The 16,189-nt window shown below is 35.8% G+C and carries 9 protein-coding genes; all 9 read left to right on the forward strand.

Annotated elements, in window-relative coordinates; all coding sequences use genetic code 11:
- The first annotated feature begins 408 nt into the window (after positions 1–408).
- The 9 genes from LNP23_RS13955 to LNP23_RS13995 all read left to right on the forward strand — a co-directional run bounded on the left by LNP23_RS13955 (position 409) and on the right by LNP23_RS13995 (position 16,145).
- Positions 409–3,153 carry a helix-turn-helix and ligand-binding sensor domain-containing protein gene (locus tag LNP23_RS13955; RefSeq protein ID WP_230001667.1) on the forward strand — a complete coding sequence of 915 codons (2,745 nt, stop codon included), beginning with the start codon at positions 409–411 and terminating at the stop codon, positions 3,151–3,153.
- Between the two features lie 243 nt (positions 3,154–3,396).
- Entirely contained in the window at positions 3,397–6,411 is a 3,015-nt protein-coding gene (locus LNP23_RS13960; protein WP_047775895.1) for a SusC/RagA family TonB-linked outer membrane protein, read from the forward strand.
- 4 nt (positions 6,412–6,415) lie between these two features.
- The gene (locus tag LNP23_RS13965; RefSeq protein WP_047775891.1) at positions 6,416–7,879 is read left to right on the forward strand and encodes a RagB/SusD family nutrient uptake outer membrane protein; all 1,464 of its coding nucleotides are present in this window, start codon (positions 6,416–6,418) and stop codon (positions 7,877–7,879) included.
- 11 nt (positions 7,880–7,890) lie between these two features.
- Entirely contained in the window at positions 7,891–8,790 is a 900-nt protein-coding gene (locus tag LNP23_RS13970) for a LamG domain-containing protein (protein WP_230001668.1), read from the forward strand.
- A gap of 68 nt (positions 8,791–8,858) precedes the next feature.
- Positions 8,859–10,244 carry a glucoamylase family protein gene (locus LNP23_RS13975; protein WP_230001669.1) on the forward strand — a complete coding sequence of 462 codons (1,386 nt, stop codon included), beginning with the start codon at positions 8,859–8,861 and terminating at the stop codon, positions 10,242–10,244.
- 5 nt (positions 10,245–10,249) lie between these two features.
- Positions 10,250–10,963 carry a carboxylesterase family protein gene (locus LNP23_RS13980; RefSeq protein ID WP_230001670.1) on the forward strand — a complete coding sequence of 238 codons (714 nt, stop codon included), beginning with the start codon at positions 10,250–10,252 and terminating at the stop codon, positions 10,961–10,963.
- An 11-nt stretch (positions 10,964–10,974) separates the two neighbouring features.
- Positions 10,975–13,275 (forward strand): beta-glucosidase BglX, encoded by a 2,301-nt coding sequence (bglX, locus tag LNP23_RS13985; RefSeq protein ID WP_230001671.1) that lies wholly within the window; start codon positions 10,975–10,977, stop codon positions 13,273–13,275.
- A 101-nt stretch (positions 13,276–13,376) separates the two neighbouring features.
- Positions 13,377–14,162: a glycerophosphodiester phosphodiesterase family protein gene (locus tag LNP23_RS13990; protein ID WP_230001672.1), complete on the forward strand. Its 786-nt coding sequence runs from the start codon at positions 13,377–13,379 to the stop codon at positions 14,160–14,162.
- A gap of 51 nt (positions 14,163–14,213) precedes the next feature.
- Complete coding sequence (locus LNP23_RS13995) at positions 14,214–16,145, forward strand: family 43 glycosylhydrolase (protein ID WP_230001673.1); 1,932 nt, start codon at positions 14,214–14,216, stop codon at positions 16,143–16,145.
- Positions 16,146–16,189: the final 44 nt, after the last annotated feature.

The raw sequence follows: 16,189 nt of genomic DNA on the forward strand, positions 1-16,189 counted from the left end.
TATTTTTACTCTTATTTGTTTGTTTTTTAACAAGTTTATTTTTTCAAATAAAAGTAAGCGACTGTACTATAGACTAATTGCTTTTTTATGATTCATAAGTTTCAACGAATACCATCCATACCCTATAAAAAAGTCTTTGATTTTATAGAAATAGTTTTATGAAGTGTTTTTTTGATGAAATTTAGATAATGAGCAAAGCGAACCAAGTAATTTTTTTTAGCGAAAAAAGAGTCCAATAAAATGGAAAGGATGGGTAAAGATTTTAGAAATAGGATTAATATGAATTGTAAAAACAAGTGATGAGATGTGTCAAGTAACAGGGCAAATTGGTGACAAAAGAACAGACTGCTTGGTGTCACATAAAAAATTAAATTTTTGTCAGTATCTTTGAATATAAAACCAAATGTTTTGAAATCGACACTTTTAAAATTATTTTTCTTTTTCCTCTTCACTTCTCAAATTCAGGCACAAGAATTACTTCCTTTTGTTGAAAACTACAGTAAATCCGATTTTCAGGGAGATAATCAGGTTTGGAACGTTGCTCAGGGGAAAGATAACGCCATGTATTTTGCCAACAATCATTATTTGTTGCGCTACGACGGTGTAATGTGGGAGAAATACACGTTGCCTAATAAAACAATCATTCGTTCTATTTTAATCGAAGACGACAAAATATATTCCGGTTCCTATAAAGAGTTTGGGTATTGGTATCGCAAGGATGGTAAAATGCATTATGTTTCGATTACCAAAAATCTTCGCCTGTTTGCCGAAAAAGACAATGAAGAGATCTGGAAGATATTCAGATTCAATGGATCGCTTTATTTTCAATCCTTCAATGATGTCTTTATTTATAATGGGAAAACCATTCAAAAGATCAAATTCTCATCGCTTATTTCGTATTGTTTTCCTGTCGATAAGAATCTTTATGTAGCGTCTGTTAAGGACGGTATTTTTAAGATGAATGGAAAAAAAATAGCCAATCCAAAGGGATGGGGGATTCTAAAAAATACGGTGGTTCACGCCATTGAAAAATACAAAGATGAAACGTATATTTTTACACAAAAAAAAGGCGTTTTTGTGGTCCAAAACAATGGACTTAAACCGTGGGATAACCCGTTGAATGAGACCTTAAAGTCAACTACTATAAATGTGGCCAGATTTATTAAAGGCAATAAATTGGTTATTGGTACAGGGAATAAAGGCGTATTTATTTTAGACTTAAAATCCAATTTGTTTAAAAACATTGACCGAAATAATGTTTTAATGAACAATTCCATTTTAAGTATTGGTTTTGACAAAGAGGATGATTTATGGCTTGGTTTAGATAATGGAATTGCCCATATTGAGGTGAACTCGCCGATATCAATTTTTTATGATAATACGGGAATCCTGGGATCCGTTTACTCTGTGGCAAACACAAAAGACGGCTATTTAATAGCTTCCAATCATGGTATTTTTGAATTTGGCACCGGTAAGTTTAAGATGATGCCAAATACGCAGGGGCAAGGCTGGAATATTACTAAAATTGGGGATAAATTTATTATCGGTCACAATGACGGAACATTCTCTTACGACAACGGTTCATTGACTAAAATCAGTACCGTGAGCGGGGGGTGGAATTTGTCCAAAAGCACCATTAACAATACCTATTTCCAATCGACTTACAGTGGTATTTTAGTGTATGATGATTTGTCAGATTTGTCTAAGTACAAAACAATAAAAGGCCTCACAAAGCCCATAAAATATGTGGCTCAGAATAAGAAAAATGAAATTTGGGCAGCCGATAATTACCGCGGATTGTATCATGTACTATTAGACGATAACTACAATACCAAAAAAGTAGAAAACGTTACCCAACAAAGTAAAATAAAGAATGATTTTGGCATCAAGATCTTTGAGTTTAGAAAAGAAATACTTTTTCTAATTAATAATTCATGGTACACCTACAATTCAATTAGCAATAAACTCGAAAAAAATGAATTGTTTAATGCCAATTTCAAAAACGTTTCAGATGTTGTAGCCATAGACGAAGATCATTTTATGGTACTTCAAAACGGAATTCTGTATCACATTTATGCCTCTGGGAATAAATTTGTCTGGAACATTATTCAGGAGAAATACTATAAAGGAAAATTGATTAATGAGAATTTAAGAATTTTTAAAAATCAGAATCATTATCTGTTAAATTTAGATGATGGTTTTATTTCACTTCAGTTAAAATACATCAACAAGCAGCACAAAACGTTACGAGTAGAAGCTTTTAGCGAGGGAACTCTGGTGACAGACAATTCTAAAATTAAATTCAATAAAGAGCTTAAAGTAAATGTGATCTCTGGAATTTATGGAGCAAGTAAACCTAATTTATTCTACAAGCTAAATAAAAGTAAAGATTTTGTTCCAATTTCTGACGGCGTTATTTTATTGAATAATTTAAGTAGCGGTTATCATTCAGTTGTTATTTACAAACACGACGGTGCCAGTTATGAAAAAGTAGCTGATTTTGATTTTAAAGTAGCACAACCCTGGTATTTTTCTTTGTGGATGATTTTACTTTATTTAATAGGTATAGCAGGAATTCTGTTTTTCTATTATAAATGGAATAAGCTGCGTTATACTCAAAAATTAAAATTGCAAGCGGAAGAATTAAAGCACCAAAGAGAAATTCTGGAAATGGAATTAAAAACCGAGAATGAGTTGAATATCCAAGAATATGAAAAACACATTCTGGAATTGGAACTGCAAACCAAATCATCTGAAGTTGCCGGAAAATCATTGTCAATTGCCAAGCAGAGCGAAATGATCGACAACATCCAGAATATTTTAAATACGGAAAAAGATTTTAGTAAACTCAAAAGCGAAATTAAAAAAGCAATTAAAATCAATGAAGTAAACAAACACGAGTGGGAAATTTTTGAAACCAATCTGAACCAAATCCACAATGAGTTCATTATTAACCTTACCAAGAAATTCCCAAATCTGACTCCAAAAGATATTAAGCTCTGTGTGTATCTTAAAATGAACCTTTCTTCAAAGGAAATTGCCCCTATGATGAACATCTCTTTTAGAGGTGTAGAATTACACCGATATCGTCTAAGAAAGAAGTTAGACCTGACTCAAGACGAAAACCTGTCAAAGTTTTTATTAAGTCTGTAAGATTCTGTTGATTTTTTTAAACATCTTTTACTTTTTTATTTCTTTCTTTAGATTATTCTAATACATCATTACTACATCATAACGTTATGTTAAAGGAAATAATTGAATATTTAAATCATTGATTATCAGTTAATTGTGTTTGTTTTTTCGCATAATGATGTAGCTGTGTAGTAGTGTGTTTGATGTACTACAACGTTGTAATTGTTTAATTTGGCTCTACTAACTTAAACGATTACAAACTGTATGAAAAATTTTATTTTTAGCTTTTTAGCACTCTTGCTGCTTCCGGCCTATATGTCCGGACAGGCAATTAAAGGAAAAGTACTAGACAGTAGCGGGATGGGTGTTCCGGGTGCTATTATTACGGCATCGGAATCCAAAACTTCTGCTGATACTGATTTTGACGGAAATTTTACGATTAATGCTAAAGTTGGAGAGACTTTAAAAATTGCTATGTTGGGATTTGATTCTGCTTCTGTACCGGCAAGTGCAGGACAAATGACAATCACGCTAAAAGAATCTGGTGATACCGCTTTAAAAGAAGTCGTTGTAATTGGATACGGTACCAGAAAGAAAGTTGATAATACAACCGCTATCAGCTCCATCAGATCGGAGGAAATTACAAAAACTAAAGTACTAAATGCTTCACAAGCCATACAAGGTAAAGCAGCCGGTGTACAAGTTATCTCTTCTGATTTGCCGGGAAGTACACCATCTGTAATTATTAGAGGTCTTGGTACTGCAAGAGGAGGAAGGGCTCCTTTATACATTGTAGATGGAATGCCGACTGAGAATATTAATAACATTAATGCAAATGATATCACTTCTTACGATATTTTAAAAGATGCTTCAGCGCTGGCAATTTATGGTACGAGAGCAGCAAATGGTGTTATTATTATAACAACTAAAAAAGGTATAGGGAATAAGGTTTCTGTAGAAATAGAAAGTTTTGCCGGTATTAGATCGCCTCTTAAAAAAGTAAAAATGGCGGGTAGTAACAAATATGCTCATTATACTAACTCAGCATTACAATCGACCACTTTTTCTCAAGATCAGCCCGTTAATACTGATTGGTTTGACGAAATTACAAGAACAGGAACGTATACACAAAATAATATTTCTATTTCAGGAGCTTCAGAGAGTATTAAATACTTCTTTAGTTTAGGAAACTATGAAGAAAAAGCAATTTTGAACGGTCTGGATTTTGGACGCACGACTTTTAGAAATAATAATGAATATAAGATTTCTAAAAAATTAACGTTAAATCAGAATTTTAGTTTTACATCTTCTAAATCAACTCCAAAGCCATTATCCGCTTTTACAAATGCATACAAACAATCTCCTTTGGTACCGGTTTATTTTCCTGACGGGAAATATGGCGTTTCCAGAGTTGGTGATAATGGTTTTGCTAACGAGACGGGATCTTCATTTAATAATGTAGGGAATCCTGTGGCACAGTTGGGCTTTTTTGATGAAGAACAAAGAAGTATAACACTTCAAGGTGGTTTGAAATTAGATTACGAAATTTTAAAATCTTTAAAATTCACTTCGCAATTTAACGGAGAATATTATACGTGGAAACAGTATAATTATGAAGACAACAAAAATATTTGGCTGGCTGCAAATCCTGATAAAATAGCCAGCGATTATGAAAAAACATTTCCTACTGCTAATATAAATACGCTTACAAAAGGTAGGGAGCAATATTACAATTGGAATCTATCTAATTATTTAACGTACAATAAAGTTTTTGGGGAAATTCATGATCTGGAGGTTACCGCCGGTATCGAAACAAGTGTAAAAGGATCCAGAGAAAAATTGACTATTATTAGAAAAAACGTAAATGCAGATGCTAATTATTGGTCATTAAAAGATGTGGAGTACGCAACAAATGTAACAAGTTATAAAGATGAGGTTTTTAATGAAACAAAATTAGCCTCTTATCTGGGACGTTTTCAATACAAATTGATGGATAGGTATTTACTTACCGGTACTATTAGACGTGATGGATCTTCCAACTTTGGAAAGGATTATCGTTGGGGTAATTTTCCTGCCTTTGGTTTAGGATGGATAATCACTAAAGAGAATTTTATGGCTAATGTCAAAGCAATTAATTTATTAAAACTAAGAGGGGGTTGGGGTAGATTGGGTAACCAAAATGTACCATTAAACAAAGCAAGTTATACTTCCGGTCAAACGGCTTATTTAGGAGGTTCTATCCTTAATGAAGGAACTACTATCAATTCTCAAATAGATCCGAGTTTGTCTTGGGAAATAACGGAAGAATCTTCAGTAGGTTTAGATTTTGAGCTTTTTCAGAATAAACTTAAAGGATCGTTTGATGTGTATGATAAAAATTCGACAAATGTTATTCTTTTTACTAAGCCGTTAATAACTTCCGGAATAACAGCTGATTCTCCCGGACATGTAGGTAAAGTTTCTAATAAAGGCTATGAAATTTCGCTACGTTGGGATGATAAAATTAATGAGAATTTCAGCTATTGGGTTGGTGGAAACTTTTCAAACAATAAAAATGAGCTTACTAGTCTAAGAAACGTAACCGTAGCTCCGCTTATTGGTGGGGGGTTAGGAAATGGGCAAGATACAAAGTTATTGGATGTTTCTTCATTGGGCAAGCCATTAGGAAGTTTTTATCTCTACGAATATGCTGGATTTGATCCGACAAACGGAAACATGCTTTATTATAATGCTGCAGGAAACAAAGTTACCCAAGATGCTTTAAATGCAGCTACAGATAAAAAATATGTAGGCTCTATTCTGCCAAAATCTAATTATGGAGTTTCTTTAGGGCTTATTTATAAAAACTTTGATTTTTCTGTTGATGGTTACGGAACGTCAGGAGCAAAGGTGTATAACGGTAAAAAAGCGCAACGTTTTTCAGGCGAAAACATCGAAGAATCTTTGGCTAATAATTTCTGGACTCCAAATAATACGACCGCTTCTAATCCCGGAGCATTTAATAAGGTGCCTGTGGCTTCTACTTATTATTTGGAATCAGGTGATTTTTTTAGAATCAATAACATTACAGTAGGTTACAAATTGCCTTTACAAAGCAACAGTTTTATTAGTTCTTGCAGAATTTATGTAAACGCAATTAATCCCTTTATTACGCAAAAATTCTCAGGATTTTCTCCCGAGTTAAATGGCGATGGTGATCCATACAAACTTCAAGGAGTAGAGTTAGATGCTTATCCAACTTTGAGATCATTTGTAATGGGTGCTAATTTAAAATTTTAAGATCATGAAAAAAATATATATAACAGCGTTTGTAGTTTCAGCCTTCTTTTTTTCAGGATGTGCAGACGATTATTTAGATGTAGATCAAACCGAATCTATTTCTACAGATGATACCGAATTGTTTAATAATGATGTAGGAGCTGCTACATTTGTAACTTCAATTTATAACAAGTTTCTAAATTGGGACATGACTTCTTTTGGATGGATTGGTCTTTCAAGTATTACGTCTGATGATGCAGACAAAGGTTCATCACCTGGAGATACAGGAACCGATAAAGATGTATTGGATGCTTTAACGTATAATGCATCAAATCCTTCTGCAGAGAGTACTTTTAAAGCTAATTATGATGGAATTAACCGATGTAATCAAGCTTTAAATATTTTACCAAAATTAGATAAAGCTAATCCTGCTTTAAGAGCCAGATTAGCTGGTGAAGCAAAATTCCTGAGAGCTTTTATGTATTTTACTTTGGTAAAATGTTACGGAGGAGTTCCAATTGTGGATCATTTACCTGTGCCGGTTTCAGATTCAGACCGAATTATGCAATTAACACGTAAATCGTCTGCAGAAGTATATGCGTTTATCGAAAACGACCTAAACGAAGCGATAGCTGCTCTGCCGGAAAAAGGCGCTTATGCTGCCGGAGAACGAGCACGAGCCTCAAAAGGAGCGGCTTATGCGCTATTGGCAAAAGTAAGTTTGTATCAAAAGAAATGGCAGCAAGTAGTCGATAATTGTAATAAAGTTACCGGATATTCTATTGTTAATGATTACGCTTCTATGTACAAAGCTTCCGGAAAATTTGATTCTGAATCTATTTTCGAAATTTATGCGCAAGGCGCCGTACCGGCAAAAGGAATTGAGGGGTATTCTAACACACAAGGTGCTCGTGGTACCGGAGGTTGGGGATGGGGATTTAATACGCCTTCTCAAAGTTTGGTAAATGCCTATGAGCCGGGGGATGTTAGAAAAAATGCTACTATCATTTTTAGAGGTAGTACTTTGTACGATGGTAGAGTGATACCTAACACGGTAGAAAACGAAAGATACAACTACAAGTGTTATTCATCTCTTTATACAAGTGCGTGGGAAACAGATGTGGACATCAAATACTTGAGATATGCTGAAGTTTTATTGATGAAAGCAGAAGCTTTAAATGAACTAGGACAAACAGGAGAGGCAATTCCATTATTAAACAAAATCAGACTTAGAGCAAACTTAGGAGAAACACCAGCTGTTTCTCAAGGAGATGTTAGAATAGCGATCTGGAAAGAAAGAAGAGTTGAAATGGCTTTTGAACACGACAGATTTTTCGATTTAGTACGTACAGGACAAGCCAAAGCTGCTTTTGATGTTGATGGAAAGAACTTTATAGTTGGAAGACATGAATTGTTCCCTATACCGGCAGCATTTTTAAGAGAAGCCGGAAATCTATCTTCTCAAAACCCTGGTTACGATAACTTTTAAAGACAATCAAAATGAAAAAAAATAAATATATTTTCTTGCTTTCTTCTGTTGCAATGGCAGCATTTTTTACCAGTTGTGAGGATAGTATAGATAAAGTTAACAGTCCAATTCCGTACGAACAAATTGGTGGATATGATAATTCAGATGCTATTGCTCCAGACCATTTGGTGGCTAAATTTAGTTTTGATGGAACTATTTCAGATTCTAAAAATGCAATTACGGATGGTGTTGGACAAAACGTTAGTTATGAAGCGGGAATCAAGGGAGAGGCCTACAAAGGATCTAAAACTTCTTTTATAGCCTACAATAACGTTGCAAGTTCTGTAATAAACCTGAAGAGTATTACAGTTTCAATGTGGATCAAAACGGATCCACATACAGGTGGAGCTCAATCTTTATACATGCTCCCTAAAAAAACAGATTTCTGGGGGAATATTTTTACACTTATTGAAGGAACTGGACCAGCAACCACAATGTTGATGAAAAACCATACCCAAAGAGATGTAATGCCTAGTATTCCTTGGGCTGGGCAATTTATTGAACATAATGGAGCAAACCTTTTGACTAATATGTTTGGCGCATGGAAACATTTAGTGTGGACCTATAATGGTACAAGTTCTACGTACAGTCTCTACATAGATGGGAAAAAATTAGACTTGCCATTATCTCTTTCAAAAAGATATGCAAGTGATCCTACAATGGGAGGAGGTCCTTATGGAGAACTGGCTAATTCTGAAGTCTCAAAATTTATCATTGGCGGTTTTCAACAGCATTTAGGTCCTCCATTTGGAAATCCTGATAGTTGGATGCTTCATTATACGGGATTAATGGATGAATTCAGAATTTATGATTCTGCTCTTACGGATAATGAAGTTGCAGCATTATATAAACTTGAAAAAGATAACAGATAAGTAATTTGTAAGACACCTGGAGATTTTTTCTCCGGGTGTATTTTTTAATTCATAATATTTTATAAAGAATGAAAATTTCAATATACCTAATCGCTTTTTTGAGTTTTTTTAACTCGTGTTCGTCCTCTACACCCGAGGAAAAATCAGGAGGTACTCCATTACCCACAACTCCGGTAACACCGACTAAACCTTTGACCGATGCAGAAGCAATGGATCAGGTTCAAAAAGATGCTATAAAATATTTTTGGGATTATGCCGATCCAAATTCAAAATTGGCGAGAGAAAGATATCTTACGGAGGATCCTAATTTTGAGTCCAATATTATAACAACCGGTGGTTCGGGATTTGGGTTAATGACCATTGTTGTAGGTATAGAAAGAGGTTTTTTGCCAAGGGCTGAAGCTGTTTCCAGACTTACAACGGCTTTAACTTTCCTCGAAAAAGCAGAACGTTTTCACGGAGCATGGCCGCATTGGATGGACAATAAATCAGGAAAAGTGATTCCGTTTGGAACAAAAGATAATGGAGGAGATTTGGTTGAAACTTCTTTTGTTTGCCAAGCTTTAATTACCATCAGAGAATATTTTAAAAATGGAAGCACTACGGAAAAAGCGTTAGCAGTAAAAGCAGATGAGCTTTGGAGAGGTGTAGAGTGGAGCTGGTACACAAAAGGCGAAAATGCTTTATACTGGCATTGGTCTCCCAATTATGGTTGGGAAATGAATTTTAAACTCGAAGGTTACAACGAATGTTTAATCACTTATGTTATGGCAGCCGCATCACCAACCTATCCGATTTCTGCAGAAGCCTATCATCAGGCTTGGGCAAGAAACGGAGCTATAGTAAGTGGCAGTGCTCAATATGGGTTACCGGTTGTTTTAAATTACAATGGAGCTTCGGGTAACGTTGGACCAATGTTCTGGTCGCATTATTCTTATTTAGGTTTAGATCCGAATACCTTAAGCGATAAATACGCCGATTATTGGCAATTGACACAGAATCACGCCAAAATTATGGTGCAATACAGCATTGCTAATCCGAAAAAATGGAAAGATTACTCCGATAAATGTTGGGGACTTACCGCAAGTTATACCCGTAATACAGATGGGACCACAGGTTATACCGCACACCAACCCAATAACGATACGGGAGTAATCACACCAACAGCAGCTTTGTCTTCTTTTCCTTTTACACCGGTAGAATCAATGAAATTTTTGCATTATCTGTATGATGAAAACAAAGCAAAATATATTGGAATTGCAGGCCCTTACGATGCTTTTTCGCCACAGTACAATTGGGTAACACCTCGTTATTTGGCTATAGACCAAGGAACGATAGCGCCAATGATTGAGAATTACAGAAGCGGTTTATTATGGAAGTTGTTTATGAACGCAGCAGACACCAAACAAGGTTTAACCAAACTTGGATTTAAATCAGGCAAATACGGAATCTAATTGTCATGAAATATAAAATAACACTATTGATACTGTTCTTTTCTGTATTGAGTTTTGCACAAAGTGAAACAACCGGAAAACTAAAAACGGTGATCGTAACCCATTACGAAGTGGGTTATGCATTGCACAAACCGGCCAATACAAAAGAGAAAAAGCCCTTAATAGTTTTTATTTCAGGTGATGGAGAAAAAGGTACAGACATTGAAAAAGTAAAAATTCACGGCCCTCTAAAATACCTGAAAACACACGATTTAGATGCTTATGTTCTTGCTCCGCAATGTAAAGAAGACGAAGATTGGGACATAGAGTCTATCTACCAGTTAATTACGAAAATCAGGAAAGAAAACAACATAGACTCCAACCGTATTTATGTGACCGGTTTGAGTTCAGGAGGCTGGGCAGCGTGGAATTTAGCGCTTTCACACCCCGATATGTTCGCGGCAATTGTGCCCATTTCAGGTTTTGTTGATTTGATTCCGTTAGAAAAAGTATGCAAAATAGCGTCTATTCCAACCCGAATTTATCACGGTTTATTAGATGATGTTGTCAATGTAGATTATGCCGTAACGGTTTACAAAGAACTAAAAAAATGCAAGACGAATGATGTCCGATTAATCATTTTTGACGACGCGGGTCACGACAGCTGGACAAGAGTTTATGACAACCCGGAAATTTATGACTGGATGTTTAAACAGATAAAAACAAATACGAACAAATAATATAGAATAGAATGAAAAACAAATTAGTCTTACTTTTTTTAGGATGTGCTGTTTTGGGTTACGCTCAAAAAAAGAACACTAAAAATACAGTAAAAATTAAACCGAAGTCTGAATTTGTGGCAGAGTTAATTTCTAAAATGACACTGGACGAAAAATTAGGTCAGTTAAATTTGCCAACATCAGGTGATATTACAACAGGGCAAGCCAATAGCTCCAATGTTGCAAAAAATATTGCTGATGGTAAAGTAGGGGGTTTGTTCAATATAAAATCAGTTCAAAAAATCAGAGAAGTACAAAAGATTGCGGTTGAAAAAAGCCGTTTAAAAATCCCGTTGTTATTTGGTATGGATGTTATTCACGGTTACGAAACAACATTTCCAATTCCATTAGGACTATCGTGTACCTGGGATATGAACTTAATTGAAAGAAGTGCCCAGATTGCAGCTCAGGAAGCCAGTGCAGATGGGATTAACTGGACATTTTCGCCAATGGTTGATATTTCCCGTGACCCGCGTTGGGGAAGAGTTTCGGAAGGTTCAGGTGAAGATCCGTACTTAGGAAGCCAGATTGCAAAAGCAATGGTAAACGGGTACCAACAAAAAGATTTGACAAAAAACAATACTATTTTGGCCTGTGTAAAACATTTTGCGTTATACGGTGCACCGGAAGCAGGACGTGATTACAACACAGTTGATATGAGCCATATCAGGATGTTTAACGATTATTTTCCTCCGTACAAAGCGGCTGTTGATGCAGGAGTAGGTTCCGTAATGGCTTCTTTTAATGAAATTGACGGGATTCCCGCAACTGGAAATAAATGGTTAATGACCGATGTTTTAAGAAAACAGTGGGGGTTTAAAGGTTTTGTAGTAACAGATTTTACAGGAATTCCGGAAATGATTGAGCACGGAATGGGGAACTTGCAAGATGTGTCTGCTCTGTCTTTAAATGCCGGTGTTGAAATGGATATGGTGGGTGAAGGTTTCTTAACAACACTTAAAAAATCTTTAGACGAAAAAAGAGTAACAATCGAACAAATTGATAATGCGGTTCAGCTTATTTTAAATGCAAAATATGATTTAGGATTATTTGAAGATCCGTATAAATATTGCGATGACAAAAGAGCCAAAACAGAAATTTTTACAGCAAGTAGTAGAAAAGAAGCACGTCAGATCGCAGCACAATCTTTGGTGTTGTTAAAAAATCAAAATCAGGCACTGCCTCTTAAAAAATCAGGTACTATCGCGCTTATCGGACCTCTGGCAGATGCCAAAGAAAACATGCCGGGAACCTGGAGTGTAGCTACAAAAATGGAAAATGCAGTATCCTTATTGAGAGGTATCAAAGAAGTAGCAGGACCTTCCGTTAAAGTGTTGTATGCAAAAGGAAGTAATTTAGATTATGATGCAGATTTCGAGACGAAGGCAACGATGTTTGGCAAAACATTGCACCGTGATGATCGTTCTAAAGAAGAACTACTGGCAGAAGCATTAAAAGTAGCCAACCAATCTGATGTGATTGTGGCGGCACTTGGAGAATCTGCAGAAATGAGCGGAGAGTCCAGCAGTCGTACTAATTTAGAAATTCCGCAAGCACAGAAAGATTTATTACAAGCTTTACTTAAAACAGGGAAACCGGTTGTTTTGGTTTTATTTGACGGACGTCCGTTAGTATTGAATCAAGAAAATGAAACGGTTCCGGCAATTTTAAATGCTTGGTTTGCGGGAAGTGAAGCAGGATATGCTATTGCAGATGTTTTATTCGGTGATGTTAATCCATCAGGGAAGTTAACATCGACTTTTCCAAGAAGCGTAGGGCAAGTGCCTATTTATTATGCCCACAAAAATACAGGAAGACCACTTGCTAATACAGAAGGGAAATTCGAAAAATTCAGATCCAATTATATCGATGAGAGAAACGAACCCTTATTTCCATTTGGATTTGGTTTAAGTTACACCACTTTTGAGTATTCAAATTTGAAAATTTCATCCGATAAGGTGAATTTTGGCGGAAATGTAAAAGTAACTGTCGAGGTTGCCAATACAGGAAATTTTGATGGAAAAGAAACCGTACAATTATACATTAGAGATTTAGTTGGTTCTGTAACAAGACCTGTTAGAGAATTAAAAGGTTTCCAAAAAATAGCCCTTAAAAAAGGAGAAAAACAAACCGTGACTTTTGAGATCACAGTTGAAGATTTAAAATTTTATAATTCTGATTTACAATTCGTAGCAGAACCTGGGCAGTTTGATGTTTTCGTAGGAACAGATTCAAATGCCGATAAGAAAGTTAGTTTTGAGTTAACTAAATAGTTGGTTTGTTCTATTGGTCAGCCCTTCGTGTAGTTAGCGAAGGGCTTTTTTTTAAAAGAAACATTTATTTTTTAAACCATCATAATTTTAATTCTTAGATAATGAATACAATTAAAGTAGTTCGAACATTTCTTTTTTTGATAATATTGGCCATTTTTTCTTCCTGTGGTAGTAAGAAAAATGGTGTAGTGGCACATCGCGGCGCCTGGAAAACCAATAAGTTACCTGAAAATTCTATCGCAGCGCTTAGACATGCCATCGATTTAAAAGCAGCAGGTTCAGAATTTGATGTTGTAATGACAGCCGATGATTCCCTTGTAATCAACCATGATCCGCATTACAATAAATTGATTATTGAGGAAACTAACTATGTGGATTTAATTAAGTTCAGACTCTCTAATGGAGAAAAACTTCCAACACTTTACGAATATATTGCCGAAGGAAAAAAGAATAATAAACAGACTCTTTTGGTGTGTGAAATAAAACCTTCAGGAATAAGCAAAGAAAGAGGACAAAAAATTGCACGCATGGCGGTTGAAATTGTAAAGAAACTTAAAGCCGAAAAAATAACCGGTTATATCAGCTTTGATTATGAAATTTTAAAGCAGATTAGAAAAGTAGATTCAAAAGCTACTTTGCAATATCTGGAAGGCAATAAATCACCTGCGGAAGTTAAATCAGATCAGATTACAGGTATTGATTATCATTATTCCGTTTTCAAAAAACATCCTGAATGGATCAAAGAAGCAAAAGAAAACCATATCATTTTAAATGCATGGACGGTTAATGATCCAGCAGATATGGATTGGATAATTGCGAATAATTTTGACTATATAACTACAAATGAACCCGAACTTTTGAAGGAAAGAGTAAAGGGGAGAAAATAGAATAAAGAAATGTTTTTAGATGAAATAATTTCTTTATAAAATTAAAATCATATGAAAAATATATTTGTACTGCTGACAATTTTTCTTTTGTCCCTTTTGATGTTGTATAGTAGTAATATGGCAGCTCAAAATACGAACATACCGGGAAAAACAGAATGGTTTGATCCGGAAAAACCAGCAACAACCTATTGTAATCCCATCAATATTGGGTACAATTATACGACTCAAAATCATAATGGAATTCCGGAATCCCGCCGTTCGAGTGCCGATCCGGTGATTATCACTTATAAAGGGGATTATTATTTATTTGCCACCAATCAGGCCGGTTTTTTCTGGAGTAAGGATATGTCTGATTGGAAATTTGTTTACGGTAGTTTTCAAAGAAATCCCGGAGACGATGATCAATGTGCACCGGCAGCCTGGGTGGTAAACGATACCCTGTTTTATGTAGGTTCAACTTGGAAAAAAGACCATCCGGTTTGGAAAACAGCTGACCCAAAATCAGGACGATGGACAAGGCATGTCAACACTGCAATGCTGCCAACCTGGGATCCAGCCATTTTTCAGGATGATGATAAAAAAGTGTATATGTATTATGGTTCAAGCGGTAAATTACCGCTAGTGGGTGTTGAGGTAGATTATAAAACCTGGCTTCCAAAAGGAAATCAGGCTGATTATGCCAAACTATATGCTGCAACAGAAGTCGAAGACATTCAGAAACCTTATGGACAGGCAAAAGCAGTCGTTGGATTAGACCCTTCAATACATGGCTGGGAACGTTTTGGACCAAATAATGATATGGAGCCCGCTCCCTGGGGGAATTTTATTGAGGGAGCCTGGATGACCAAACACAACGGAAAATATTATATGCAGTACGGAGCACCCGCTACCGAGTTTAAAGGTTATGCAAATGGAGTTCACGTAGGCGATAATCCATTAGGGCCATTTGTCTATCAAAAACACAATCCAATGTCGTATAAACCCGGAGGTTTTGTAATTGGAGCAGGCCACGGAAATACTTTTGCTGACAATTATGGAAATTATTGGAATACAGGTACCTGTAAAATCTCTATAAAAGACCGTTTTGAACGCCGCATCGATATGTTTCCGGCCGGATTTGATCAAGATGGAGTAATGTATTCTATTACAACATACGGTGATTTCCCGATTGTTCTGCCAACCCAACAACGGGATCAGACCAAAGGAGCCTCGTCAGGTTGGATGTTACTTTCCTATAAAAAGCCCGTGACAGTTTCTTCTTCTGAAGCTTGTAACGAGGTGGAGACACACAGGATGGACAACGGTGGTAAAAAAGTATATGAAAAAATCTGTTACGATGCTTCAAACCTGACTGACGAAAATATTCAGACCTACTGGTCCGCAACATCCGATCAACTGGGAGAGTGGTTGCAACTTGATTTGGGAAGAAATATGGAGATTAAGGCGCTGCAAATCAATTATGCAGATCATAAAGCCACGCAGTACAATAAAGCAATGGATATTTATTATCAGTATAAAATATGGATGTCCGATGATGCCCAAAATTGGACTTTAGTGGTTGATAAATCAGCCAATGATAAAGATGTTCCTCATGATTACGTTGAATTAACAAAACCAATTAAAGCGCGTTATATAAAGATGGTCAACATTCATAATGCTTCAGGGATGTTTGCTATTTCAGACTTCAGAGTTTTCGGAAACGGATTGGCAGAAAAACCAAAAGCAGTTTCTGATTTTAAAGTGAAAAGAAATACAACCGATCCCCGTAATGCGATTATTTCATGGACAAATAAAACAGACGCTATAGGTTACAACATCTACTACGGAATTACGCCTGATAAATTGTACAATAGTATCATGGTCTATGGTGATCGTACTTATGATTTCAGAGGTCTGGACAAAGGCACAAAGTATTATTTTGCAATTGAACCTTTTAACGAAAACGGTATTGGTGCCAAAAGTAAAATTATTGAAGTAAAATAGCTGTTGAGCGCAATTAATTTTGACACATAGGAGATTACTAAGCA

The sequence above is a fragment of the Flavobacterium cupriresistens genome, assembly GCF_020911925.1.
GTDB classification, from domain to species: Bacteria; Bacteroidota; Bacteroidia; order Flavobacteriales; family Flavobacteriaceae; genus Flavobacterium; species Flavobacterium cupriresistens.

Excerpts from the sequence above, each read along its gene's own strand:
- bglX (WP_230001671.1), top strand. The coding sequence starts at position 10,975 with ATGAAAAACAAATTAGTCTTACTTTTTTTAGGATGTGCTGTTTTGGGT.
- LNP23_RS13990 (WP_230001672.1), top strand. The coding sequence starts at position 13,377 with ATGAATACAATTAAAGTAGTTCGAACATTTCTTTTTTTGATAATATTG.
- LNP23_RS13995 (WP_230001673.1), top strand. The coding sequence starts at position 14,214 with ATGAAAAATATATTTGTACTGCTGACAATTTTTCTTTTGTCCCTTTTG.
- LNP23_RS13960 (WP_047775895.1), top strand. The coding sequence starts at position 3,397 with ATGAAAAATTTTATTTTTAGCTTTTTAGCACTCTTGCTGCTTCCGGCC.
- LNP23_RS13980 (WP_230001670.1), top strand. The coding sequence starts at position 10,250 with ATGAAATATAAAATAACACTATTGATACTGTTCTTTTCTGTATTGAGT.
- LNP23_RS13975 (WP_230001669.1), top strand. The coding sequence starts at position 8,859 with ATGAAAATTTCAATATACCTAATCGCTTTTTTGAGTTTTTTTAACTCG.
- LNP23_RS13965 (WP_047775891.1), top strand. The coding sequence starts at position 6,416 with ATGAAAAAAATATATATAACAGCGTTTGTAGTTTCAGCCTTCTTTTTT.
- LNP23_RS13970 (WP_230001668.1), top strand. The coding sequence starts at position 7,891 with ATGAAAAAAAATAAATATATTTTCTTGCTTTCTTCTGTTGCAATGGCA.